This window comes from Pseudoalteromonas sp. HL-AS1 (assembly GCF_031198785.1).
GTDB lineage: Bacteria > Pseudomonadota > Gammaproteobacteria > Enterobacterales > Alteromonadaceae > Pseudoalteromonas > Pseudoalteromonas distincta.
This window is the reverse complement of record NZ_CP133569.1, coordinates 2,890,351-2,915,014: the sequence shown is the minus strand read 5'-3', so window position 1 is coordinate 2,915,014 and position 24,664 is coordinate 2,890,351. Positions and strand designations below refer to the sequence as shown.

General features: G+C 39.3%; 21 protein-coding genes and 1 pseudogene. 12 read left to right on the top strand and 10 right to left on the bottom strand.

The features are described from left to right. Positions 1-86: 86 nt before the first annotated feature. A complete protein-coding gene (locus RB214_RS13500; RefSeq protein WP_309169021.1) occupies positions 87-488 on the top strand; it encodes an NUDIX hydrolase in 402 nt (133 codons plus the stop codon). Here the strand turns inward: RB214_RS13500 and RB214_RS13495 are convergent. The 3 genes and pseudogenes from RB214_RS13495 to RB214_RS13485 all read right to left on the bottom strand — a co-directional run bounded on the left by RB214_RS13495 (position 489) and on the right by RB214_RS13485 (position 3,811). Continuing rightward, a pseudogene (locus RB214_RS13495) lies at positions 489-1,586 on the bottom strand (polysaccharide lyase family 7 protein). It abuts the gene before it with no gap. 346 nt (positions 1,587-1,932) lie between these two features. After that, a complete protein-coding gene (locus tag RB214_RS13490; protein WP_309167497.1) occupies positions 1,933-2,706 on the bottom strand; it encodes a transporter substrate-binding domain-containing protein in 774 nt (257 codons plus the stop codon). Positions 2,707-2,806: 100 nt separating this feature from the next. Continuing rightward, on the bottom strand, positions 2,807-3,811 hold the full coding sequence (locus RB214_RS13485) for an AraC family transcriptional regulator ligand-binding domain-containing protein (protein ID WP_309167495.1): 1,005 nt from the start codon (positions 3,809-3,811) through the stop codon (positions 2,807-2,809). Positions 3,812-3,908: 97 nt separating this feature from the next. Between RB214_RS13485 and RB214_RS13480 the strand changes: the two genes are divergently transcribed. Together RB214_RS13480 and RB214_RS13475 are read left to right on the top strand one after the other, a co-directional pair. Then, positions 3,909-4,355 carry an SRPBCC family protein gene (locus RB214_RS13480; RefSeq protein WP_309167494.1) on the top strand — a complete coding sequence of 149 codons (447 nt, stop codon included), beginning with the start codon at positions 3,909-3,911 and terminating at the stop codon, positions 4,353-4,355. Further along, the gene (locus RB214_RS13475) at positions 4,352-5,173 is read left to right on the top strand and encodes a sterol desaturase family protein (protein WP_309167493.1); all 822 of its coding nucleotides are present in this window, start codon (positions 4,352-4,354) and stop codon (positions 5,171-5,173) included. The genes RB214_RS13480 and RB214_RS13475 overlap by 4 nt, the downstream gene beginning before the upstream one ends. 11 nt (positions 5,174-5,184) lie before the next feature. Here the strand turns inward: RB214_RS13475 and RB214_RS13470 are convergent, their stop codons facing one another. The 4 genes from RB214_RS13470 to RB214_RS13455 all read right to left on the bottom strand — a co-directional run bounded on the left by RB214_RS13470 (position 5,185) and on the right by RB214_RS13455 (position 8,447). After that, complete coding sequence (locus RB214_RS13470; protein WP_309167492.1) at positions 5,185-7,023, bottom strand: DUF4105 domain-containing protein; 1,839 nt, start codon at positions 7,021-7,023, stop codon at positions 5,185-5,187. 79 nt (positions 7,024-7,102) lie between these two features. Continuing rightward, complete coding sequence (locus RB214_RS13465) at positions 7,103-7,585, bottom strand: DUF3015 domain-containing protein (protein ID WP_309167490.1); 483 nt, start codon at positions 7,583-7,585, stop codon at positions 7,103-7,105. 170 nt (positions 7,586-7,755) lie between these two features. Continuing rightward, positions 7,756-8,145 (bottom strand): hypothetical protein, encoded by a 390-nt coding sequence (locus RB214_RS13460; RefSeq protein WP_007587227.1) that lies wholly within the window; start codon positions 8,143-8,145, stop codon positions 7,756-7,758. After that, positions 8,142-8,447, bottom strand: a complete 306-nt coding sequence (locus tag RB214_RS13455; RefSeq protein WP_002962854.1) for a hypothetical protein — start codon at positions 8,445-8,447, stop codon at positions 8,142-8,144. Before RB214_RS13455 ends, RB214_RS13460 begins: the two co-directional genes overlap by 4 nt. 273 nt (positions 8,448-8,720) lie before the next feature. Between RB214_RS13455 and RB214_RS13450 the strand changes: the two genes are divergently transcribed. Both RB214_RS13450 and RB214_RS13445 read left to right on the top strand, forming a co-directional pair. Beyond that, entirely contained in the window at positions 8,721-9,140 is a 420-nt protein-coding gene (locus tag RB214_RS13450; protein ID WP_002962853.1) for a VOC family protein, read from the top strand. 193 nt (positions 9,141-9,333) lie between these two features. Continuing rightward, on the top strand, positions 9,334-10,152 hold the full coding sequence (locus RB214_RS13445; RefSeq protein ID WP_309167485.1) for a hypothetical protein: 819 nt from the start codon (positions 9,334-9,336) through the stop codon (positions 10,150-10,152). A gap of 24 nt (positions 10,153-10,176) precedes the next feature. Here the strand turns inward: RB214_RS13445 and RB214_RS13440 are convergent, their stop codons facing one another. Further along, positions 10,177-11,061 carry an AraC family transcriptional regulator gene (locus RB214_RS13440; protein ID WP_076925329.1) on the bottom strand — a complete coding sequence of 295 codons (885 nt, stop codon included), beginning with the start codon at positions 11,059-11,061 and terminating at the stop codon, positions 10,177-10,179. Positions 11,062-11,245: 184 nt separating this feature from the next. Between RB214_RS13440 and RB214_RS13435 the strand changes: the two genes are divergently transcribed. Together RB214_RS13435 and RB214_RS13430 are read left to right on the top strand one after the other, a co-directional pair. Beyond that, on the top strand, positions 11,246-12,391 hold the full coding sequence (locus RB214_RS13435) for an iron-containing alcohol dehydrogenase (RefSeq protein ID WP_309167481.1): 1,146 nt from the start codon (positions 11,246-11,248) through the stop codon (positions 12,389-12,391). 191 nt (positions 12,392-12,582) lie between these two features. After that, on the top strand, positions 12,583-13,029 hold the full coding sequence (locus RB214_RS13430) for a DoxX family protein (protein WP_309167479.1): 447 nt from the start codon (positions 12,583-12,585) through the stop codon (positions 13,027-13,029). Between the two features lie 52 nt (positions 13,030-13,081). On the opposite strand, the gene RB214_RS13425 is transcribed toward RB214_RS13430, so the two are convergent. Then, positions 13,082-16,168 (bottom strand): beta-galactosidase, encoded by a 3,087-nt coding sequence (locus RB214_RS13425; RefSeq protein WP_309167477.1) that lies wholly within the window; start codon positions 16,166-16,168, stop codon positions 13,082-13,084. A gap of 112 nt (positions 16,169-16,280) precedes the next feature. On the opposite strand from RB214_RS13425, the gene RB214_RS13420 reads away from it, so the two are divergent. The 5 genes from RB214_RS13420 (at position 16,281) to RB214_RS13400 (ending at position 23,275) form a co-directional block, all read left to right on the top strand. Next, the gene (locus RB214_RS13420) at positions 16,281-17,099 is read left to right on the top strand and encodes a helix-turn-helix domain-containing protein (RefSeq protein WP_197186104.1); all 819 of its coding nucleotides are present in this window, start codon (positions 16,281-16,283) and stop codon (positions 17,097-17,099) included. A 73-nt stretch (positions 17,100-17,172) separates the two neighbouring features. Continuing rightward, entirely contained in the window at positions 17,173-17,481 is a 309-nt protein-coding gene (locus tag RB214_RS13415) for a hypothetical protein (protein WP_024600694.1), read from the top strand. Between the two features lie 132 nt (positions 17,482-17,613). Next, complete coding sequence (locus tag RB214_RS13410; RefSeq protein WP_309167474.1) at positions 17,614-18,876, top strand: TolC family protein; 1,263 nt, start codon at positions 17,614-17,616, stop codon at positions 18,874-18,876. Continuing rightward, on the top strand, positions 18,873-20,120 hold the full coding sequence (locus RB214_RS13405) for an efflux RND transporter periplasmic adaptor subunit (RefSeq protein WP_309167472.1): 1,248 nt from the start codon (positions 18,873-18,875) through the stop codon (positions 20,118-20,120). Before RB214_RS13410 ends, RB214_RS13405 begins: the two co-directional genes overlap by 4 nt. Positions 20,121-20,128: 8 nt before the next feature. Then, positions 20,129-23,275 carry a CusA/CzcA family heavy metal efflux RND transporter gene (locus tag RB214_RS13400; RefSeq protein ID WP_309167470.1) on the top strand — a complete coding sequence of 1,049 codons (3,147 nt, stop codon included), beginning with the start codon at positions 20,129-20,131 and terminating at the stop codon, positions 23,273-23,275. An 86-nt stretch (positions 23,276-23,361) separates the two neighbouring features. Here the strand turns inward: RB214_RS13400 and RB214_RS13395 are convergent, their stop codons facing one another. Further along, positions 23,362-24,612 (bottom strand): TMEM143 family protein, encoded by a 1,251-nt coding sequence (locus tag RB214_RS13395; protein ID WP_309167469.1) that lies wholly within the window; start codon positions 24,610-24,612, stop codon positions 23,362-23,364. Positions 24,613-24,664 lie beyond the last annotated feature (52 nt).

Sequence of the window (24,664 nt, the reverse complement as noted above, 5' to 3'; positions counted from 1 at the left end):
AATATACTGGTTTTAAAAATACCAAATTGACAATACAAAGCGTGTGGTTCAGCATGGCGGGCAGTAAAAATAAGAGAAAAGACGATATGAGTAATGCAGTAAGAGTAGGGGTTGCGGTTATTATAAAGCATCAAAACACAATTTTACTAGGTGAGCGCATTGGCGCGCACGGTGCTAATACATGGGCAACACCTGGTGGACATTTAGAGTTTGGTGAAAGTGTTGAGCAATGTGCAATACGTGAAGTGTTTGAAGAAACAGGTTTAAAGGTAAGTAAAATTACTAAGCTTGATTTTACCAATGATATTTTTACGGCAGAGAACAAACACTATATTACGTTGTATGTAAAAGCTGATTTTGAGGGCGGAGAGCCTGAGCTTAAAGAGCCTAATAAATGTTTAAAGTGGCGCTGGTGCGATATTAATAATCTACCAACGCCACTTTTTACATCACTAAAAAATTACTTATCTGAGGTTGTACTAGCCTAGTTATTTTGTTGGCGGTGTCGCAGGGCTCAACTCTAGTTTACTAAAGCTTACTTGAGCGTAATCGCCATTTTGTTTATCTTTAGTCCAATCGCCAGTACCTAAACAACCAGGGTACCAAATACCTTTCGCGCTTTTAGTACTACATTGGTTATAAGCGCCGGCTTTAAAGTAATGCCAATCTGCAGCGTAACCATGTGGATGGTCTTTTTCATCTACTTTGCCATAAGCATCTACGTTATTACCTAAATTAATAGAGTAGTTAACGTCTTCTTTGCCTTGTGCGCTAAATGTAAGGTGCATAACATTTTTATACACATTTACCATGTAGCTAAATTCTTCACCTAGTGCAATACCGGCGCTGCCTGGCTCGTTAGGGTTTTCCCATGTATTACCCCAAACAGGGTAAGTAATGTCTGTACGGTCAGGATTTGTTTTAGCTAAGTTACGTTCGTAGTTCCAAAAAACTGAGCCTGTTTTATGTCCTGGCCATTTTTTGTAATATATTTTAAGTGGTTCATTGCCCCAGCCATAACCAAGCTTGGTATCAATAAGTGCCTGATCTTTACCTGCGTGAATTTGCCCTACAACAACCGAGTAAGCCGCTTATTTATCAGGATCAGTCGCACGAAGTGCAACGTGATCTACTTTTAACGTTGCTTCCATTTTTCCACCAACAGAACCAAATCGGTCAGATAGCGGGTGAACAGCTAAAGCAAAGTTGTTTTTAGAGTGTTTAGTTTTAATTTTAGTATTTGATCCACGGATCATTTGTCTAAGTTCACTACGGGTATTAGTAGAATTGGCACTTGTAAGCGCTTTATTAGGGGAGGTAAATACCATGTAGCCTTTATCATCAAGATAGAAAAAATCAGGGTGTGCGTAAGTCTGAATTTCTTCTACATCTATTTCATCAATTTTACCGTCGTTGTTTAAATCAACTGGTACATTTATTTTCCAGTGAGATAAATCAAACTTTGTTGCAGGTACAGGCGCATCGCTTTGCTGATTAGTGCTTTGGGTACTTGAACAAGCGGTAAAAAGTAAAGGGGTGATAACGGCTAAAGCCGTAAGTTTAAATGTGGATGTATTTTTTATCATTATTGTCTCTGTGTGATGAAGTAAAAATTGTGCGGTACAGGCATCGTTTAATCTCAATCTAGCATACCAATTTGACAATTAAAACTTACCAATTAGTAAAATTAAATATTTTTTAAATGATTTTTTGTTATACCAATTTGGTTGAGGTGTTTTTTAACGGCTTTTATGGAGGTGTTTGCGGTATGTATTTTTTATGTGCTTGGCTATTCTCTTAGTGATGTTTAACGTGGCCTTTGGCGCTAAAGTGTAGTTTTTTGGGGGGTATTAATTTTGTAGTTCGCTTTGCAGCGTTTAGCAAATAACTAAATAACCACTGCCAATAACTGATGTCGGGCTTTAACCATGGTTAGTGCTGCAAGTTAGTCGTGTTTGGTAATAAAAGTTGCCACTTGTTTAAAATGGCACGGTATTTACCATTTTCTTTAATATTATTTAATGCGTCAGAGAGTGCTTTAGCTGTTTTAGGATTAAGTTGCTTACTTGCTGCAAAATTAAGTGAAGAGGGCAGATCGCTTAAATGAATTCGTTTTGTTATTAGGCTAGGATCGAGTTCTAGGCTTTTTAACTCGTTATCAAGTGTAAGTGTATTAGTTACTACAAAGTCGATTCGGTTTTTATAAAGCATTTGCCAAAGTTGGTTATAGTAGCTGACCAGTATCAAGTTTTTGTTTTCGGTAAAGCCTTTTTGCTTTAAGTAGGCCTCACTCAGGTAGCCTCGAATGGTTGCTACTTTATACTCTTTAGCAAAATTTAAGTGAACGACTTCATCTACATGGTTTTTTAAACTAATTAAATAGGCATCTGCGAAGTACACTTCGCCTAACCACGTATATTTATTAATCCGCTCTGGGGTTTTTAACAAAGACAACATTATGGCGTTGGTACTTGTTTGATGCTCCTTAAAAACGCGGGCCATAGGCATTATTTCAAAATTAGCGGTTAAGTTTGTTTGCTTCACAACTGCTTTGGCAATGTCGACTAAAGCGCCGCTTACTTCACCTTGCTGATTTTTAAAGTGATAAGGAGGAAGGTCTTCAGCTATAAATGTGACGGGGTCTGCGTTACATATGGCGCTATAAAACATAAATACACAGGCACTAAATACAACACGCACTAACATAAACAAATCTTTTTAAATAATATTATCGCTAGTGTAAAGAGTGCTGCTTAAAAGGTATACATTTTATGTTTATTTAATGTAAATAAACAGCATTAGCACCTTACTTTGATTTAGCGTTTTTTGTAAATTTTAATGGCGAGCACTTATGCCAGCGTAAAAATGCGCGATTAAAAGAGCTTTGATCTTTAAATCCTAAAATATTAGATAAATCAGCAAGTGGCATGCTGGCTATTAATGTATCTGTACGTTTTTTACGTTCTTTTTCAAGTAACTGAGCAAAGGTTAAGTTTTGTTCTTTTAAGCGTCGTTGTAGCGTTCGGGGTGTTAAATTGAGTGCATCAGCTATGCCTATTAGGTTGCAGTTTTGCAAGGTGGTTTTAGCTGTAAGTAACTGATTTACTTTATCGTCAATACGCTGCTGGCTTTTAAAATTAGAGAGTTGCTGCTCTGACAATTGCTTAAAAGTAGAATTAATAATGGCGTTATCGGTTTTAAAGGGCAGCGTTAAATAATGGCTCGGAAAGTTAATTTGATTATATTCAGCACTGCTTTTTACAGGGCATTTAAACCATGATTCAAGAGCGCGTCTTTGCAATGGCAACCAATTATAAGTGAAACTAATACTACTTGGCGAAAGCGTTAAGTTTATTAACTGGCGAATTACACTTACCCACGCGGTCATGTTTCGTAAAACTACATGCTCATTACAACTTTGATGAGCAATCCAACGAATAGTTGCTGTATCAGTATTTAGTTCAAACTTGGCCTTACCAATATCAGCCACCAAGCTGTCGTAGCTTAACAATGCTTTAATGGCACTGCTTAAGTTATCGCTTGATTCAATTAAGTAACCTAAAACGCCGTAGTCAGCAGTGCGAATTTGCTGACCTAAGGTAAAACCAAAAAGAGGGTCGTTAAGTGTTTTCTTGCCATAAACTAATAAAGCATTGTAACTATTTAAACTAATACGCGGCGCTAATTGATGGGTATGCTGATTACTAAATTCGTCAAAGCTAATAGCGTGCAAAGCCGTTTTAGTATTAATGCCTTGCGCTTGTAAGTAATCAAGAATACTTGAAAAGTAATGATCAGCTAATGTGTGCATTTGTCATCTAAAGCTAAAAAATAGTCGTGTATTAGCAAGTTTGCCACGTTAAATTTTTATATGCTAGTTGAATGCCTAATAACCTCTTGCTGTAAAAATGATACTTATAACAATAAATCAAACGCTTAATGCGCAGCCAAAGCAAATAATAAGCACACTATTGGATCATCAACAGTTGCATCGATTTTTTAATGCCAAATTTAAGCTGCTACAAGCACAAAACGAAGGGCAAATAGAAGGCGGGAAAGGATCTGTTAGGCAAGTAAAAATAGGTAAAATAACGTTTTCAGAGCAAATAATCAGTGCCGATCAAAATCATATCAGTTACCAAATAGTAGGCGATAAACCAGTAGCTAATCATCGAGGCGATATATACCTCATTGCAAATAAAGACATCAATACTTTAGTTACCGAACTTAACTATTGCATAAGCTGCTCAGCTCCGTGGTGGATGCCAAATGTATTACTTAAATATGTTATTACAAAAGATATAACCCAAGCGTTAAACAATTTAAATAATTATTTTTTGGTGGGTAAAGCATGAACTCAGAAATTATTTTACTCGCTCTGAGTCCATTATTTTTGATATTTGTTTGCTCTGAGTTTATTAAGTTTAAGCGCTATTACGACATAAAAGATAGCCTAGCAAATACAGTGTTAGCGCTATTGCACCAAGGCGCCGATGCTATTGCGTTACTGCTATTAATGCCTTTATTTAATTGGTTGTATGACTATAGATTGTTTGATATTGAAGTGAGTATATTAAGTATTGCATTTGCATTTTTACTGCAAGATTTTTTGTATTATTGGTTTCATAAAGCATCGCATCATATTCATTGGTTGTGGGCTGCACATGTGGTGCACCATAGCTCAACTAAAATGAATTTCACCACCGCATTTAGGCAAAGCTTAATGTACCCCGTAGCCGGTATGTGGATGTTTTGGCTACCTATGATTTTAATTGGATTTGAACCGCTAACAGTATTTAGCGTGGTTGCATTAAATTTGGCGTATCAATTTTTTGTACATACTCAAATCGTGGGTAAGCTAGGCTGGTTTGAAAAAGTATTTAATACGCCTTCGCATCATCGAGTTCATCACGCAATAAATGCAGGTTACCTTGATAAAAATTTTGCAGGTGTACTTATTATTTGGGATAAGTTATTTGGCACCTTTGTAGAAGAAGATAAATCAAAGCCTTGTAAATACGGCATTATAGGGCAGCTTAATAGCAATAACCCAGTCGTTATTACGTTTCATCAGTGGGAGCACTTACTTAAAGGTGTTTATAAGGCATCAGGAATAAAAGCTAAATGTAGAGTGCTATTTGGCTACCCTACAAGTAGCATTAAACATAAATAATGTTGAATAAGTTAAAAGTAAAACTGCATAGCTAAACTCATTGATGAATTATGGCTATGCCATTGAGCATGCTGTAATTTGCTGCGCAGCGATACATTGCGAGAAACAGCGTAATTCCATGTTATAGCTATTTCGCTGTGCTTACTTGCTGCGTTATCAGTTAGCCATAATATATTGCCAGTTAAAGCGAGTTTATGGTTATTGTTTATTTGCCAAATTACACCGGCTTCGCTGCCTATTCCTGTACTAAGTCGGTCGGTTATATCGCCTGTATTTAGCTCAAATTGACCAAGAATATAGCCGTGTACATTATTAGGATCGCCATAAGATTTACCATAACCTCCTTTTGTAAAAAAGCGGCCTAAACGTTTACTGTTACTTGGTTGTCGGTCAAAGCCCATTTTAAAGTTCCACGACCAGCTATCAAATACGCGGTTATCGGGTGCAAGCGACATAGCATCTAATAAGTAAAAATGTTCAATATCTGCATTTCCTTCGTCAGTAATAGCGGCTTCCAAATCAAAAAAACTAATTTGTGCACCCGCTATAAAACCTTCAGGCCTATCTAGTAAGTCATGATACGCAAGCCTATAACCAAAATTTGTAAGGTTTGCTTGGTTATTATTTTGTACCCTACCTAGCGATACTTTAGAAGAACCATGACCTTGCTCTGGAGAAGCAATAGGGCGGCTTGGCTTAGTAAATGGCGAGGCTACTTTATATTTGCTGCGCATTAGGAGTAGCTTAGTTAGTCGCGGGGCAATTTCTTCACGATTTAATGCTTTATCGTAAAATTCAAAATTTAGCCATTCATACGCCATTTCTAATATAGCGACTAATTGCGACTGTGAGTAATTACGAGTATTGAGAGAGCCACCTTGCATTAACTCTCTTGCATCATCAAGTTGTTCGTCAGTCATCTGAGTAGAGTAATGGTTTAGCTTAGTACCAAAAGCAGGGCGGTAATTAGGTGTTTGTAATAAGTTGTTATTTCTTAGTACTGCAACGGTATCTGATGGAATAGCTTGCATATTAAATGACGATGTTAAATCAAGGTCCTCTTGCGCAAGTTGTAATAATGCAAGTAATTGGTAAGAGCAGTTTTCATCAATAAAAAAGTAATCGAATGTAGCTAATTGTAGTTCCCACAAGTGCAATAAAATGAGCTCTACCTGTGGCTCTGATAAATTAAGTTTATATTCCCAAATATCACGAGATTCTAAGTCATTATATTCGCGTACTTTTTTATAGTACGGCATAAGTGAAAACTTACCTGGGTAGCTGCCAATCAAGCCTTTTAGTGCATACATAGCTGCGTTATCTGAGCCGTCTGGTTCTGCTGCAAAATTAACTGCGAATGCGAGCAACTCTTTATGGCGAGTCTGATCTTTTGCGTCAATACGAAGTAAAGTGTGGCCAAACATTGATGATGGGCTATTCATAAATGCAGTTGGAAAAACTAACGTAACCCCTTTAGGGTTTATTATTTTTTGCCACGCCTGTAGCTCTGGGCAATTAAGTTCGGGCCAGTTATTTTTAATTTTTGTTTTTAGCCATTTATAACGTGCAGGAAACTGACAACGATATTGTGTTGTTTTTGGGTCAGTATTTTTACCACTAAATGTGGCTATAGTTGCTTTAAGTTCGTCATATGGACTTGTTTTACCTGTAGGAGATAAAAAAAACTCAGCACTGTCTACTTCACTTTTCCAATCACCTAATGTGGCCCCGCGGTAGTGACCTAATTTAAGCCAGTAAGGGTGTGTTGCTAATGTATTTGTTTCAATACTTTGAGCGTTTGAGTAAGTACTAAAAAGTGCGAGCAGTAAACCAAATAATATTTTTTTCATAATCACTAAATTACAAAAGCCGCTAGAGAAATACTCCAGCGGCTTTATTTATACGTATAAAACCGGCTAATTTAGCTGATTAAGAAAGAGTATAAGAAGCAAGTTGTCCGTTACTTGCAAGAACAGTGTTTAGGTTTTCTAAAACTGTTTGTGAAGTCACGTTTTCAGAAGTAAATACTGAAGAAAACTGTGCTTGAGCAAGCTTATTGAACGCTGCTTTATCTTGATCTGCAACACCCCAAGCTTCAGCTAGAGTAGCTAAAGTTTCGCCTTCACCTTTTGACATATCACGAGCAAGTTGCTCCATGTTACCGTCAATGAATAAAGCGATTTTTTCTGAAGAAGTTACTGTACCAGTACCATCACAACCAAGAGTACCAAAAGTGATACCAAAAGTTTGGTTACCAGATGTACCGTTTGTTGTAGCGCCTAAAATTTTAACGCCTTTACCTTGCTGACCAGCAAATAACATAGAACCAAGACCACAACCAATATCTTGGTCAGCCATTGCGTTTGAAAAAGGAAGTAAAGATAGTGCAGCTACTGCGATTAGTTTTTTCATTTTCATAAATCCATATATGATTGTCTTTATTTAGGGTAAATAAAGTTCGCGAAAGATTCTAACAGACTTGCAGAGAAAAAGAACAGCTTAAAACATGAATATTTTACACTCTAATTTCTCTACTATATTAAAGCGAATGCTGGGAGAAACTAGACCAGCTCAATAATTTTTTATTGAACTGGTGGCGGCTTTTTACTTCTTGGGGCACCTAACAAAATACAAGTATGGCAAATACATACAGATAAAAATGCACTAATGCCCAATGCACCACCGTAACCGTCAAGTTTTGGTACAAGGAACTCAAATAATATTGAAAACAAAATAGATGAGCTTGCTACGGTATAAATACCAAATCGATGTGGGGCGCTCATACCTATGAATGTGCCGCCAAAAAATACAATTGCGTATAAATCGGGGTTTAAATTTAAAGCGCTAAAAATTAAATAAGCAATAATAGAAAGTGAAGACGACGCTCTAACCCCATCAAAGCGGCTATGTTTAGCCAAGTAAAATGTTAAAAAGGCACCAAGCAGTACAAGTAACGGGTATTCAATACTCATAATACAATTCCTTTAGCTAATACAAAAAGTGCCACGCTTGCAAAAGCTACACTGCCAAGCTTGCCACCAAAACCCGTAAACATATTCATAGTAAGCACATACAAACTTGAGCCAATAAGCGAAATAATAGCAATTTCCCAGTAACTGGTAATTAAATGGGTTGAACACATACCGGCAAAGCTACCAGCATAAATTGCAGCATAAGGATGATTTTTATAACGCGCAGGAAAGGGAATAAACGAGCCAATAAGCCCCGTTAGCGCAGCAGAAATTACTAAAGGCAGTGCAAAAGTAGTGTGCATAGCAAAGCAAGCTACAAAGCCTAAAAAGAAAGTAATGAATTTTAAAAGTAAGAATTTAATCATAGCGGCGCATTTTAAACTAATCCTTTTGCGCTTTCTAATACTCTCTAACAAATAAATGTTATAAGTAATTACACATTTAAAAAGCATGTTTTTTAAACGACTTTTAGGTATTAAATATGCTTAATAGCGTTGCTGTTAATGTTCTATAAATCACAAATTATGTATAATGGCGATAATTTAATGTATTAAAGTGTTAACCAAGGGTTATTTATGTCTAACTGTTTGCATCTGGCTATTCCGGCTGGCGATTTAAAAGTGGCTAAAGCGTTTTATTGTGACGTACTAGGCTGTAAAACCGGTAACAGTGAAGAAGGTCGCTGGGTAGATATAGACTTTTGGGGTAATGAACTTACCTTGCACCAAAGTGTTGAGCGCTTACCAACAGTTCGCCATGATGTTGATATGGGAGCTGTAGCAGTACCTCACTTTGGGATTCACTTATCTGAAGATGAATTTAATGGATTAAAAAAACGTATTGAAGATGCGGGTATTGAATACCTAGATAAACCATACCGCCGTTTTATTGGTGATGAGTTTGAGCAAGAAACGTTTTTTATTGAAGATCCAAATGGCAATGTGCTTGAAATGAAAACCATGGTAAACCCAGAGGTTTTATTTAAAAAAGTATAAATGCTGTTGTTTAAGTTAAGCTAAAAAACCACTTTAATAAGTGGTTTTCTTATAACTATTAATCAGTGTTTTGATAAATTACTTAATATTTACAGGTGAAAAAAATTACACTACATGCATGATTTTTATTCACTCTACAATGTAGGTATAGACACGTAGACTTAATTTCAACTCTCATACTTTATTGTTATTTATGCTGCTTAAACTCATAATTGCACCTTTGCTTATTTTACTAATAACATTCGCCCAAAAACGCTTTGGTAGTTTTGTTAGCGGCATAATTCCTGGCTTGCCTATTACCTCTGGGCCTATTTCTTATTTTATAGCATTAGAGCAAGGTAAATTATTTGCAGCTAACTCTGCGGTGGCTTCTCTTTATGGTATGAGCGGTATAGGCTTGTTTTGTTTTAGTTACTTGGTTGTATCACGAAGGTTTGGAATGCTTAAATCGCTTTTTACAGCGTTAAGTATTTGGTGTGTATTTAGCGTTATTACTTTATTTTTACCAGTGAATATTATTGTGGCGAGTGTGGTTTCGCTTTGTATTTTACTCGGTTTAACTATTATCTCTACAAAGCTAAATATACCAGCTGATGCAAAACCATTAAATGCCCGCTGGGAGCTTCCGGTAAAAATGATATTAGTGACGAGCTTTATCGTGCTTGTTACGTTTATATCACAGCATATAGGGTCTGCGTGGAGCGGGTTAATCTCTACCTTTCCGGTTATTTTGGCGGTAATGGGCAGTGTTGCCCACTTTAGTGACAAACAAGCCTCAACGTTTAAAATTCTTAATGGCGGTATTATTGGTTCATTAGGTGGGTGTGTATTTTTTGCGGTGATTGCGTTTATGTTAAAACATAATTTTATGATTTGGCAGGTGTACGCAACAGCTGCCATTTGCTCAACGTTATTTACTATTATTTTTAGCCAACTTATTAATCGCCAATTTACTAAGCAAGCTTTGCTAAACACCAAAAAAGTAGTGCTTAAGATTAACTCGCTCGGTTAATTTACATCTCTAAGACCATTATCTTTAGCTATGTAGTTGAGTTAACATTTCACTAGGTGTTTTATTAAAGTGGCGTTTAAATTCGCGGCTAAATTGCGATGGGCTCGTATAGCCAACCTTTAATGCAGCTTCGTTGGCTTTACTTCCACTAGTGGTTATAAGCTCTTTAGCCTTAGCTAAGCGTACTTTTTTTAAATACTGCAAAGGTGACTCAAACGTTACTTGCCTAAAAGCACGATGGAACGACGATACGCTCATGTTTACATCTTCAGCTAATCCTTCAACTGTAATTTGATTGGCATAACTACTGTGCATAGTTGAGAGCGTACGGGCGATACGCGCATAATGCCCATCATGCATAGCAAGCCCTATTAAAGTATGTCCTTGTGGACCACAAAGTACGCGATATACCAATTCTTTTACTATATCTTCGCCAAAAACGTCAGCCTCAATGGGGTTATTAAGTACGCTAAGTAAACGGTGGGTTACTTGCTCCATTGCACCATCTATTTTAGCCGATTGAACGCCACTCATTTGCCCAGTGGTGAATGGCTTATGTGTACCAATTTGGTTTACTAATTTATGTAACATTACCGGGTTTATATCTATAACAATACCCATAACAGGTAGGTTGTTATCGGTAAAAGCTTCGCATTCAAGTGGCACAGGCACACCTAAAACAAGGTAGTCGCCTTCACCATACTTTATTTGATGATCAGGAAAATGAATTATCTTATGTCCTTGCCCAACAATAATAATACCTGAGTTATATATAAGTGGCTGGCGCGGCGAGCTTTTACTTGCACGATGAAAATACACACCTGGAATAATGGTTTCCATGTTGCCTTCAAAGTTAAGTAAATTATTGTGCTCTGCAAATTTTTGCATCATGTTGGCTATTGAGGACATTAAAGCATCTACTATCGTACGAATTTTGCTTAAAATATCAATACTGACAGTTTTAGGCAAGCTTTTGCGAGTTATTGGGCTTTTTTTATGTTTGTTTTGCCACTAATATGCACTCATTGAAGTTTAGCTTAGTGAGTAACTAAGCATTATATTTAGTATTTAACCGTCACCTAGGAGCAAAATAATGAAATTTAGCTACGTAAACCCAACACTTATCCAGTTCGGCCAAGAACAAATTGCCTCACTAACTGATTTGATCGCAAAGGATCAAAAAGTACTTGTAGTGTACGGCGGCGGTTCAATTAAAAAGAACGGCGTGTACGACCAAGTTGCAGCAGCACTTGAAGGCTTTGACTGGGTTGAATTTTCGGGTGTAGGCGCTAACCCAACAATTGAAGTGTTAGATCAAGCAGTAAAAATTTGTAAAGAACAAGGCATCGACTTTGTACTAGGTGTAGGCGGCGGTTCAGTAATCGACGGCGTTAAATACATTGCAGCATCTGCAGTTTATGATGGAGAAGGTTGGGATATTCCTACTGGTAAGCACACTATTACTAGTGCATTACCAATTGGCGCAATATTAACATTGCCAGCAACGGGTTCAGAGTCTAACCAAAACTCAGTTGTGAGCAAAGAAGCAACGAAGCAAAAACTACCGTTTGCATCACCAGAAGTACTTCCTAAATTTGCGATTATGGACCCTGATGTAATGAAAACATTACCACAGCGCCAACTTGTGAATGGATTAGTAGATGCATGGGTTCATACCTGTGAGCAGTACCTAACATTCCCTGAAACAGCATTGGTTCAAGAAGGTTACGCAGAGGCACTATTAAGAACGCTTAAAACACTGGGCGATAACTTTGAAAACCAAGACGATGCATGGCGTGCAAACCTTATGTGGGCAGCTAACCAAGCACTTAATGGTTTAATTGGTTCTGGTGTATCGCAAGATTGGGCAACACACATGATTGGCCACGAACTTACAGCTGCTTACGGTGTTGATCATGCTCGTTCACTTGCTATTGTTCAGCCTTCTTTACTACGCAACCAATTTGCAGTTAAAAAAGCAAAGCTTGAGCAAATGGGTAAAAACGTATTTGGTCTTGAGCAATCTGACGACTTAGCTGAGAAAACAATTGAAGCAATTGAAGCGTTTTACCACAGCCTTGACGTAGCAACTGTTCTTACTGAACATGGCGATTACAAAGCCGCTGCTATTGACAATATTATTGGTAAACTTGAAACTCACGGCATGGTTGCTCTTGGCGAAAACCAAGCTATTACGCTAAAAGAAAGCCGCGAAATTTTAGAGCAAGCGGTTGCTTAAATATACTAAGTAATACGTTAATAAAAAACCGTCAACCTTTGGGTTGGCGGTTTTTTTATGGATTATTATAAATACTGCGTTGCTAATTAACCAATAAATTTCGTATTAATGTTTTTAATGATGATAGTAAACTGTGCTCAACGGTTAGGAAAAACCTAACGATTAAATAAATTTAAACAGGACTAAAACTCATGAAATTACTAAACACATTACTTAGCTCAAAAGCAGGCGTAGCAGCATTAATTTTACGAGTACCAGTTGGCCTTATTTTAGCGGCGCATGGTGCACAAAAATTATTTGCTTGGTTTGGCGGTTATGGCCTTGAAGGTACAGGTCAATGGATGGCGAGTATTGGTTTAGAGCCAGGTTACTGGTTAGCAATGATGGCCGGTAGTGCAGAGTTTTTTGGTGGTATTGCCTTGGTTATTGGTTTATTAACACGCCCAGCAGCGGTTGTTGCTGGCTTTACTATGCTAATTGCTATTTTTAGCGTGCATATTAGTAATGGTTTGTTTATGGCAAACAATGGCTACGAATATGCGTTAACGTTACTTGTTGTAATGGCTGCACTTGCCATTCAAGGAGCGGGAAGTTTTTCGCTTGATAACGTATTAGCTAAAAAACTAGCTAATAAATAACGTTTATAAATTTAAAAAACAGCGGCCAATTTGGCCGCTATTTTTGTTTAAATTATTTAGCAGATAATGTTAAAGAATAGCTGTACTGTTTTTGTTCGAGTAAATATTCTTTATGTGTACTTGGGCTCCATGAATCATCGCCACCAACCCCCATATGTTGATGATCAATATGTACATGTACGCAATCATCAGCAATTAGTTCGTTAGTGTGTTTCGCCTGAGTTAACATGCTTTGAGAATACTCGCTAGCTGCAAACAAAAACGCGCCAGTCACGGTTAAGTTATTAATACTCAGTAATTGGCAATCGCTACGCAGACCATTATCAGTTGGGAATATATACGGTGTATGTAGCTCATTTAAGCTCAAGCTGTAATAACCTAAACGTGCTGCGGCTTTGCGATCTGGGTAGTTTTCGAAAGGCCCTAAACCTAGCCAGTTTATTTTTGTATCGCTTTGCTTATTAAGCGTTGTACTTAGCCCTATACGCGGCATTGGCGGCAGGATATCGTTTAAGTGCACGTTAATATTTAGGCTAATATTACCGGTATTATTTAGTGTATATAGCCACTGTGTTTGAGCCTGTAGCACGCCGTTAAACTCGTAATTAAATACACAAGTAATACGTACATCAACACTTGATTGCACTGCGTGAATTGAGCTACATGTGCGCTGCCATTGCCCTATACCTGCACGCAACCAACGAGCCTCCCACGCATTAGGATCTAGGTTATCTACTTCGCTTACACCAATGTCGTTATCAAGTGGCGCACGATAAAAGTTATCAACCAGTGGGCTACTAATAACCTGAGTATCGTTTTGTAACCACTGCTCTATAAGCCCTGATTGCTTGCTAAAAACAAGTTTAAACTTATCGTTTTCAATACTTAGGTGAGAATCGGTTTCGCTAATATTTATAGCGCTTTGCTTAGAGGCTGGTGTAAATGATTTATCGTTTAAATTATTACTGTTCATTAGCTTAAACTGCTCGGTATCCATAATATGTTGAGCGTTTGCAAAGTGTGAGTCGTTAATTAGCGCTACATCTAAATTAAGGTAATATTGCGCACCTTGCTCAAACGCTGTTTTAGTTTTAATCGTTAACGTGTGCGTACTTTGCGGCGCTATATTAAGTACTTGCTCGCCTTGCTCAACACACACGCCATTTTGCATTAATTGCCAAACGAGCTTTTCGTTATCGGTGTGCCTAAATACGTAATCGCTAAATACCTCAATGGTGTATTGGTTTTGATTTTGCTCACGCAATGTAAATTGTAAATGCTGTTGGCTGTATTTAGCTTCAAACAGGCTAGGGTGTGGTGTTCGGTCTGGGAACAATAACCCGTTTATACAAAACTGTCGGTCATTTAGTTCATCACCAAAGTCGCCACCGTAAGCCCAGTAATGCTCACCGTTTTCGTCAGTTTTAGATAAACCTTGGTCTACCCAATCCCAAATAAAGCCGCCTTGCAAACGCGGGTATTCTCTAAATACTTGCCAGTAATCGTCAAAGCTACCTAGGCTGTTACCCATTGCATGGGCGTATTCGCATAAAATAAGCGGGCGAGTTTCACCTGGTAGGCTTAACCATTTTTTAATTGAAAACTTAGGTACCGCATCGTCTTTAATATCGGTATCTACACGGGCGTACATAGGGCAAATAATATCGGTAGCCGTTGTATTTGCGCCGCCACCTTCGTATTGCACTGGGCGAGAAGGGTCAAAGCTTTTTGACCAGCCATACATAGCATCGTGATTTGCACCGTGTCCGCATTCGTTTCCTAGTGACCAAATAATAATTGAGGCGTGGTTTTTGTCGCGCTCAACCATTTGCGTATAGCGCGACATAAATGCACCGGCCCACTGCGGATCGCTCGCTAAACGCCCCATAGGAAACATGCCGTGGGTTTCTATATTGGCTTCGTCCACTACGTATAAACCTAGTTCGTCACATAACTCGTAAAAGCGTGGATGGTTAGGGTAGTGAGCAGTACGCACGGCGTTAAAGTTATTTTGCTTCATCAGCTTAATATCTTCAATCATATCGGCGGTAGTAACTGCATGACCGTTTTCTGGGTGGTGCTCGTGGCGGTTAACGCCGCGAATAAGTAGCGGCTTGCCGTTTAGACAAAGCTGCCCGTTAAGCATTTCTACTTTTCTAAAGCCAATGTTGTAGGCTTCTACATCTACAGTGTTGCCTTGCTCATCTAACAGGCTTACAACACAGCTGTATAAGTAAGGGGTTTCGGCGGTCCATTTGTTAGGGCTTTGTATATCAATTGTTTGAAATACAACATCGCTCCAGCCACCTTTTTCATCAACACGTTTATTGTTAGTGCTTTGAATCTGTGGCTCACATAGCGCCTGTTCCCCATCAAAAACTTGCACTGCTACTTGATAGTTATTTGGCGCATTAATCGCGGTTTTTATATGTAGCGTTGCATCACGGTAGCAAGCGTCTAAATCGGGGGTTATAAACACATCACGTATTTGGTTTTGCGGTTTTGTAAGTAAGTTAACATCGCGAAAAATACCGCTTAGCCACCACATGTCCTGATCTTCTAAGTAACTGCCATCGCTCCAGCGAATAACCATAATGGCAATACGGTTGGTGCCTGCAATTAACAGTTCGCTTAAATCAAACTCGCTTGGCAAGCGGCTATCTTGTGAATAACCCACCCATTGCCCATTACACCAAAGGTGAAACGCCGAGTTAACGCCTTCAAAAATAATATGATTACGCTGAGCTAATTGATCCGCCGTAATCGTAAATTCAGTGCGGTAACAGCCTGTAGGGTTATCGCTTGGTACAAAAGGCGGGTTAACTGCAAACGGGTATTTAACATTACAGTAAATAGGTTTATCAAAACCGTGTAATTGCCAGTTAGAAGGCACAGTAATGCTTTGCCAGTCGCTGTTTAGTGTTTTACTTAGCAACGACTCATCGACCGCTTCGGGTTTATCAAATAATTTAAAATCCCAGTGACCGTTTAAACTTTGCTTTTGCGATTGTGTGTTAGTACGGGCATGTTCAACGCTTTTAAAACCATTGAGTGGGCTGTGCGCTTTTACTTGATTAACTTGTACTGAAATTGGGTTTTCCCAATCGCGGCGATTAATTATGTGCTGTAAAGAGGTCATGTTTATCCTATTGCATAAGCGGGCAATTATAATGCGCTAAATATAGCTAAAAATAATCGCAGGGGTTATGCTTAAAGCTCTCCTTTGCTTATCCAAAACTATCATTGTAATTATGCGCTATAACATTAAAGACATACTCGATATTGGTCCGCGTTGTATAGAACGCTTTATTGATTCACAAACGCTCGCGCAAATGCCAAACCTTGAAATAGCACTTGCGGGTTGCTCAAACCTATCGGGTCGTTATTGCGTAGCACGTACAGCGCCATTAGAACATACACTTTTTTATACGCTCGCGGGGCAGGGTAAATTAACCACACAAAATGAGCAGTACACGCTCAATGCCAATACACTTATTGTGCTACCCGCTAAGCAAAGCTTTGAAGTTAAAATTGATGCTGAACATTGGGATATTATTTGGTTAAACCTTGCAAACACTAAACGTTGGCAACATTTAAACTTAGCGCAAGCATTGGTGTTAACCGATCAAAAGCTTGAGCCGTTACACCTGGCTATGGAGCTTTTATATAGCGAGCCTAATGCTAATTTACGCGAAAGCGTCATGCCTATTTTAAGTCATTACTTAAATGCTACGCTGCAAAATAACTCACAGGGTGCGGCGCATAACCGTTTAATTAGTTTGTTTGAAGAGGTAGACAAGCGCTTGCAGTTCAATTGGACAATAGAGGTAATGTGCGAACATGTGCATTACTCATCGCCGCATTTGCATCGTTTATGCCAAGCGCAATTTGGTAAAAGCCCAATACAACAACTTATTTATTTACGCATTGAACGGGCTAAAAACTTATTGTTAAACACGGCTTGGCCAATTTCTCATGTGGCAAGTTATGTGGGGTATTCTAATATTTTTATTTTTTCCAAACGTTTTAAGAAGTCGGTGGGTATGTCGCCATCAATGTATAGAAAGTAGCTCGTTACTTTTTGAAGTGTTTAATGTATTGTGCGTGCGTTGTTAATTGTATTTTTGGATTTTATAGGTCGCAATGCGCTCAAACTACTTTTTAGTCGTGATACTCCTAGTGCTTGTACACAGCTTTATTAGCTGTGACGCGGCCGTGTATCATTTACAAGAAGAAGTCGATCACGTTACCCATATTCATTCTCAAACAAGTTTAGAAGATGAAGACGCTCAATCACCTACTGAAATTCATGCCCATCAACATTGCCACTGTGGTTACTACAGTACGCTAAATCATCCAATAAGTCCTGAGCAAAGCCAAGCAACGCAGCCTGCTTGTTACAAAGGCTTAAATTATCCGCCAGATGTTCCGCCACCTAATTCACTTAGCTAGTTTAATTATTTTTTAGATAATTTCAGTGCATTTTATTGCCTGCGCTTATATGCGTTAAAGGTACTATTTTGCCTATTTAGGGTGCTTACGATTTGTAAAACACCCACTGTTTGTTAAAAACGGACACGCTATATGAATAAAAAACCAATAATGCTGGTGGCACTAATGTGCGTATTGCCTGTATTTAGCGCATTTGCTAACAGCGAAAATCAAAAAGTATTAACCCTTAAGCAAGCGCTTACAAATACTGAGCAGCAAAATTTACAGCTTAAACGCTACCCTTATCATCAAAAAATATTGAGTGCGCTTAAAACCCAGGCTGCGCTTGCACCTAATCCAGAGATGAGTTTTGAAGCTGAAAATTTTTTAGGGACCCACGGCTCCCATGCATTTTCGGGGGCGCAGTACACACTTGCACTGAGTCAATTAATAGAGCTTGGCGATAAGCGTCAAAATCGCGTTAATTACGCGACTACAAACATAAAAGCGCAAACAATTGAGTATAAAAATACGCGCTTAGCGCTTTTTGCTACTACTACTGAGCGTTATTACCAAGTACTTAAGTTTCAGGCGTTAATAGCTTTAAATAGTGAGCGTAAAAGTACTGTTAAGCAGGCGCTTAAGGCAATAGAAAAACGCGCTGAAGCGGGCGCAGTTTCACAAGCTGATGTAACACGTATGCGCTACGCATTAAGCCAAGTAGATCTAAACACCGTAATGCTACAAAGTGAATTTGAGCGCTCGCGCTTAGCACTAAATGAGCTTTGGCAAGAGCAATTACTCAGTGATTATTATGCTGGGGATTTATCTACAGTTACAGAGCTTAAAAGTGAGCAAGCATTACTTGATGCGGTAAATACAGCACCAGACTTTGCTTTGTTACAGCAGCAATATATGCAGCAAACGGCTAACTTATCGCTACAAAAATCAAACGGGGAAAGTGATTTAACACTTAGCGGCGGCGTACGTTATAACCAACAAACAGATGCTAGCTCGTTTGTATTTTCGTTTTCTATGCCACTGCAACTGAGTAATTCTAACAGTGGTAATATTGAAGCGGCTCAAAGCCAGCTTGCACTGCTGAATGAGCAGCAAGGGCAGTTACGTATTCAACTTCGCCTACAAGTACGTACGCTTTATGCTTATTACAAAGGCAAAATTGCACAAGCACAGCTGTTAACACAGCAGGTAATTCCACAGGCGCAAACGCTTATAAAGCAAAGCTTAAAAAGTTATCAGCAAGGGCAAATTTCGGTATTGCAATTACTCGACGCTCAACAAGCTTTATTTGATTCTAAACGCGCACTTATCATCACTCATAGCGAGCTTTATCAAGTGCTACTTACCCTAGAGCGTTTAACTGGCCAATCTTTAATTGAGACTGAACAATTATGAACAAAACACTTATTGCATTATTAATTACGCAGCTGTTTGCATTCCCGCTATTTAGTAGCACGGCTATAGCATCTGACGACAATCACAAAGAAGGTCATGAAGAAGGTCATAAAGATGAACACGCAGAAAAAGGTCCTCACGGCGGATTTTTACTAACCAATAACAAACTTGATTTAGAGCTTAAATTAACGCAATTTGCAGGCAATACCGAGCTGCGAATATATGGTTTTGATAACAATAAAGCCGTTGATATAAACCAGTTAAGCGTAACTATTAATGTGCAGCGTTTAAGTGAAAAACCAGAGCTTGTTCGCTTTAAAGCTGAAGAGAGCTATTTAGTAAGCACAGTGAGCGTAAACGAACCGCATTCTTTTAAGCTTGATGTTATGGCTAAGTATAAAGGGGCTAAAATAAATTATCATTATGAGCAAGAAGAAGGGCGCACCACATTAAGCGAGCAAGCAATTGAGCGCGCAGGTATTAAAACCCAACTTGCTCAGTCAGGCACAGTTGAGCTCACCGATACTTTATTTGGTGTAATAGCGCCAACAGCGCACGGCACTGTTGAAGTAATGGCGCCTTACACCGGTTTAGTTAACGATATATTTGTCAGCATTGGTCAAAACGTTAAAAAAGGCGACAAGCTTGCAAGCGTAACTAACCGTGAAACCCTACAAAATTACATCATAAAAAGCCCCATAACCGGTGTTATTACCGATCAATATTTAAAGCGCGGCGAACTTGCCAGTAGTGCGCTAATGCAAATAGTGAATCTAAAAACGGTATGGGTAGAATTATCTGCATTTCCTGAAAACATTGAAAAGCTAGCCATAGGGCAAAACGCAAAAGTGTACGACTTACACCATCATTTAAACGCACAAGGCGAGGTGTTTTTTATCGCGCCCATGATGAGCGGCGGGCATATTGCGCGCGCTCGGGTTGAGCTTAAAAATCCAGACGGACATTGGCGACCGGGCATGCACGTTAATAGTGACATTAGCACTGCAAATATAAATGCGGCCGTGCGTGTAAAAGCCACTGCTGTTCAAGAGTTTAATGGTAAGCCCAGTGTGTTTATTAAAAGCGGTAATGTTTTTGAAGTACGCCCTGTAAAGCTCGGTGCTAAAAATAGTGAATGGGTTGAAGTGTTAGAAGGACTTTCTGTTAATAGTGAGTACGTAACTGAGAATAGTTATGTAATAAAAGCAGATATTTTAAAAAGCGGCGCAAGCCACTCACACTAGGAGGCAGCATGATTAACTGGATAGTTTCTTTTGCGGTTAAACGCCGCATGATGGTGCTTGCGCTCACGCTTTTATTTGCAGGGTTTGGCGTATACAACACGCAAAACTTAGCGGTTGATGCCGTACCCGATATTACTAACGTGCAAGTGCAAATAAATACCAAAGCGCCTGGTTTTACTCCGCTTGAGAGCGAGCAGCGCATTACCTATTTAATCGAAACTGCGATGGCGGGCATACCAAAGCTTGATTATACTCGTTCGATTTCGCGTTATGGGCTCTCGCAAGTAACCGTTATTTTTAACGAAGGCACCGATATTTATTGGGCGCGCCAGCAAATTAGTGAGCGTATTCAAAGTATTCGCTCAGACTTACCTGCCAATATTGAGCCAAACTTAGGGCCAATTGCCAGTGGTCTAGGGGAGATTTTTACTTACTCGGTGCATGCAAATAAAGGCGCATTAAAAGACGATGGAACCCTATTTAGCGCTGAAGACTTACGTACTTTGCAAGATTGGGTTATTCGCCCGCAGCTTTTAAAAGTGAAAGGCGTTACCGAAATAAACAGCCAAGGTGGCTTTGAGCGCCAGTACCAAGTAGCGCCAATGCCCGAAAAACTACTCGCTTACAAGCTCACGCTAAGCGATGTTATTACTGCTCTTAAATTAAATAACAGCAATCAAGGTGCGGGGTTTATAGAGCGCTTTGATGGGCAATATTTAGTGCGCTCACCAGGGCAATTAAAAAGCATTGATGATATAGCCAACACGGTTGTTGCTAAGCGAGATGATGCACCCGTTCGCATAAAGGATGTGGCTAACGTGCGTTTAGGAAAAGAGCTCAGAACAGGCGCAGCCACTTATAACGGTGAAGAAACCGTACTCGGTACTGCCATGATGCTAATTGGCGAAAACAGCCGCGTAGTTGCAAAAGCCATGGCAGATAAACTCAAAGACGTACAGCTAAGCTTGCCTGAAGGTGTTGTGGTTGAGGCTGTTTATGACCGTACAACCCTTGTTGATAAAACCATAGAAACTGTAAAAACTAATCTGTTCGAAGGTGCTGTATTAGTGGTTGTTATTTTACTGCTACTACTGGGTAACGTAACTGGCGCATTGATTACGGCAATGGTTATTCCGCTTAGTATGTTATTTGCCATTACAGGCATGGTGGGTAATCGGGTATCGGGTAATTTAATGAGTCTAGGCGCAATCGACTTTGGTTTAATTGTTGATGGCGCTGTTATTGTGGTTGAAAACTGCCTGCGTCAACTCGGTATGGCTCAGCATAAACATGGCAGGTTGCTTACATTAAACGAGCGTTTAAATGTGGTAACCGCCGCCACTAAAGAAGTGTTCAGCCCTGCAGTATTTGGCATTTTAATTATTATGCTGGTGTATTTACCGTTATTTGCACTGAGCGGGGTTGAGGGCAAAATGTTTCAGCCAATGGCATTTACCGTTGTTGCAGCACTAGTTGGCGCACTTATTTTTGCCGTTACCTTTGTACCTGCCGCTATTGCGGTATTCGTACGTGGCAAGGTGAGTGAAAGCGAAAATGCAGTTATGCGTGGTATTAAAAAAGGCTATAAACCGCTACTTGGTCTATCGCTTAAGTTACCGTGGGTGATGGTATGTATTGCGGGTATTTTAGTGATTGCACTTGGCTTTAAAGTTAAAAATATGGGCGCTGAGTTTTTACCGCAGCTAGATGAAGGCGATATAGCCATGCATGCACTGCGTATTACCGGTACCGGTATTGAGCAATCGGTAAAAATGCAAAAAGAGCTAGAGCAAGCCATTTTAGCCATACCTGAAGTTGAAAAAGTATTTTCAAAAATTGGTACGCCCGATGTAGCAAACGATCCGATGCCACCTAACGTTGCCGACACTTTTTTAATGTTAAAACCGCGCGATCAATGGCCAAATCCTACTTTATCTAAAGAAGAGCTCGTTAAGCAAATTCGCCATTTAGTAAATGAAGTGCCAGGTAATAACTATGAATTTACGCAGCCGATAGAAATGCGCTTTAACGAGTTAATAGCCGGTGTACGCGCCGATGTTGCAGTGCGTATTTATGGCGATGACTTATCAACATTAAAACAGTACGGCGAAAAAGCCACAGCCTTGGTGCAAAACATAACCGGTGCAACCGATGTACGCCTTGAACAAATGGAAGGTTTGCCAACGCTTTCTGTAACGCCGCTTCGCGATCATATGGCGCTACTAGGTTTAACCGTAACCGATATACAGCAAAGTGTGAGCGCTGCGGTAGGCGGTGTGCAAACAGGGCTTATTTTTGAGGGCGATAAACGCTTTTCGTTATTAGTGCGTTTGGATGAACGTTGGTCGAGCGATATAACACAGCTTGCGCGTTTGCCGGTGGCAGTGCCAAAAAGTGCTAACCCAGATCTTGCATTTGTACCGCTTGGCGAAGTGGCGACAATCAGCATTGAAAAAGGGCCTAATCAAATAAACCGTGAAAGCGGCAAACGTAACGTAGTGGTAACTGCAAATGTAGAGGGGCGCGATTTAGCAAGCTTTGTAAGTGATGCGCAGGCGGCTTTAAATTCAGATCTTAATTTACCAAGTGGTTATTGGATTGAATATGGCGGCACGTTTGAACAGTTAGAATCAGCAAGTAAGCGGCTATCGCTGGTGGTGCCAGTTACTTTATTGCTTATATTTGGACTGCTTTACAGCGCGTTTAATTCACTTCGTGATTCGTTAATTATATTTAGCGGCGTACCACTTGCGCTTACCGGTGGCGTGCTTGCGTTATTGCTACGCGATATGCCGTTATCAATATCGGCAGGCGTTGGCTTTATCGCGCTAAGTGGTGTTGCCGTATTAAACGGTGTGGTTATGCTGTCGTTTATTAAACAATTAAGAGCCGATGGACTTAGTTTAATTGATGCGATACAAACTGGTGCACTTTCGCGCTTGCGTCCAGTATTAATGACCGCTTTAGTGGCAAGCTTAGGGTTTATTCCTATGGCGCTAAATACTGGTACAGGCGCTGAGCTACAAAGACCACTGGCTACGGTTGTAGTTGGCGGTATTATTTCATCAACTCTACTTACGCTATTAATATTGCCTGCACTTTATAAATTAGTGCATTCTAAATTTACTAAAAAAGCAGAAGCTGAATTAGCTTAAGTATTAGCTATTAATAATGTAATCAAAAAAGCAGCTGTACTTACAGCTGCTTTTTATTTGGGTAATTATTTAGCAAAAATACTACATTAATTATATTGAAACAGGTTATCCCAACGTTCATCTAAAATAGCTTTTGCATGGTCTAAACTTAGCGCGCTATACACTTCATTACCTTCTATTTCGTTACTACACGTTACTAAACGCATGCGAACGAGCTTTTCAAGTGCGTCGCTAATTTCAAAATCAAGATCGCACTGGTATTTGCTTTTAAACCAATGCTCTATTTGTTCATCAAGCGTTTGTGCGGTTAAGCCGCTTTCTGATTTTAATAAAAAGGTATACGCAAGCAGGGCTTCTTTTATGTCTTCTTCCTCGGCAGCATCAATAAGCGTGTGAAAAACACCCGCGTTGTTATCGAGGTTTTTAAAGTAGAGATTATCGCTAAGCGCTTTCATAAATTTAATTTTACGGTTTTTAAACTTACTCCATTCTTTAAAAATAAAGCTGCCAAATACTCCCATGCCAATAGCAAAGGTAATAAAATGTTGTTGGGTCATTTCTACAGCTTCACTTCTAAAGCCACCCCAAAAAGCAAACAGAGCAAGCAATAATACAATTGATGCACCAAGTTTGGTAATAAGTACCACTGCACCGCCAACTAAAGCCGATGAGCCAATAATTGCTTTATCGATAGGGCGCATGCGTACTTCACTATTAGGAAATAGCATTTCGAGATCGGCCTTTGGTACATTTTGAAACAGCTTTACTATGGTTGAACTTGGCTCAAATCCCATTGGCGTTTTATTTTTAGCTTTAAAATAAGCGCTATCTTTAAAGCGAATAAACACAGCAACACGGTCGTAATTAGTAAAGTGCAGCGGCTTTTTACGAAGGCCCCAAAAGCTGGTAATCGTTTCAGTAAGTTGCGACTCGCCACGGCGATAAAATACGACTTCTTCAAAGTCGTCAAATTCAACTTCAAGGCGCACCTTAAATAGCGACTCTTCATTTAATGCATCTTGTAAGTCTTCATTGGTGATCACTTCAAAATTAGCGGCATTAAGCACCTTGGCAAAATCTTTAGCAAACTCACGTTGGCACTGCGCTTTTTGATCAGCCGATACTGGCGCTAACGATCGCGTGTCACTGTTGGGATCAAAAGGGGCGTAGTTGTTTTTAAGTGATTCAAGTGTTGCGTGGTAATCGTAATGAATAAGGCTTGCTAGTAAATCGCAAAATTGTTTAAACGATGTTTGTTGTGTGTTGTTATTGAGCTCTTGGCTACACATATCAACAATATCTTGCTTTCTAAAGGGAATAAAACGCGCACTTTGCATAAATTAATAACTACTGTGATAGGGAATCTAACTACATGCGCACATAATAAAA

Coding starts and splice junctions, on each gene's coding strand:
- RB214_RS13475 (WP_309167493.1), top strand. CDS start 4,352: ATGAACTCAGAAATTATTTTACTCGCTCTGAGTCCATTATTTTTGATA.
- RB214_RS13460 (WP_007587227.1), bottom strand. CDS start 8,145: ATGAGTATTGAATACCCGTTACTTGTACTGCTTGGTGCCTTTTTAACA.
- RB214_RS13480 (WP_309167494.1), top strand. CDS start 3,909: ATGATACTTATAACAATAAATCAAACGCTTAATGCGCAGCCAAAGCAA.
- RB214_RS13450 (WP_002962853.1), top strand. CDS start 8,721: ATGTCTAACTGTTTGCATCTGGCTATTCCGGCTGGCGATTTAAAAGTG.
- RB214_RS13445 (WP_309167485.1), top strand. CDS start 9,334: ATGCTGCTTAAACTCATAATTGCACCTTTGCTTATTTTACTAATAACA.
- RB214_RS13500 (WP_309169021.1), top strand. CDS start 87: ATGAGTAATGCAGTAAGAGTAGGGGTTGCGGTTATTATAAAGCATCAA.
- RB214_RS13490 (WP_309167497.1), bottom strand. CDS start 2,706: ATGTTAGTGCGTGTTGTATTTAGTGCCTGTGTATTTATGTTTTATAGC.
- RB214_RS13470 (WP_309167492.1), bottom strand. CDS start 7,023: ATGAAAAAAATATTATTTGGTTTACTGCTCGCACTTTTTAGTACTTAC.
- RB214_RS13405 (WP_309167472.1), top strand. CDS start 18,873: ATGAACAAAACACTTATTGCATTATTAATTACGCAGCTGTTTGCATTC.
- RB214_RS13455 (WP_002962854.1), bottom strand. CDS start 8,447: ATGCACACTACTTTTGCACTGCCTTTAGTAATTTCTGCTGCGCTAACG.
- RB214_RS13415 (WP_024600694.1), top strand. CDS start 17,173: ATGCGCTCAAACTACTTTTTAGTCGTGATACTCCTAGTGCTTGTACAC.
- RB214_RS13435 (WP_309167481.1), top strand. CDS start 11,246: ATGAAATTTAGCTACGTAAACCCAACACTTATCCAGTTCGGCCAAGAA.
- RB214_RS13410 (WP_309167474.1), top strand. CDS start 17,614: ATGAATAAAAAACCAATAATGCTGGTGGCACTAATGTGCGTATTGCCT.
- RB214_RS13465 (WP_309167490.1), bottom strand. CDS start 7,585: ATGAAAAAACTAATCGCAGTAGCTGCACTATCTTTACTTCCTTTTTCA.
- RB214_RS13395 (WP_309167469.1), bottom strand. CDS start 24,612: ATGCAAAGTGCGCGTTTTATTCCCTTTAGAAAGCAAGATATTGTTGAT.
- RB214_RS13440 (WP_076925329.1), bottom strand. CDS start 11,061: ATGTCCTCAATAGCCAACATGATGCAAAAATTTGCAGAGCACAATAAT.
- RB214_RS13420 (WP_197186104.1), top strand. CDS start 16,281: ATGCGCTATAACATTAAAGACATACTCGATATTGGTCCGCGTTGTATA.
- RB214_RS13430 (WP_309167479.1), top strand. CDS start 12,583: ATGAAATTACTAAACACATTACTTAGCTCAAAAGCAGGCGTAGCAGCA.
- RB214_RS13485 (WP_309167495.1), bottom strand. CDS start 3,811: ATGCACACATTAGCTGATCATTACTTTTCAAGTATTCTTGATTACTTA.
- RB214_RS13425 (WP_309167477.1), bottom strand. CDS start 16,168: ATGACCTCTTTACAGCACATAATTAATCGCCGCGATTGGGAAAACCCA.
- RB214_RS13400 (WP_309167470.1), top strand. CDS start 20,129: ATGATTAACTGGATAGTTTCTTTTGCGGTTAAACGCCGCATGATGGTG.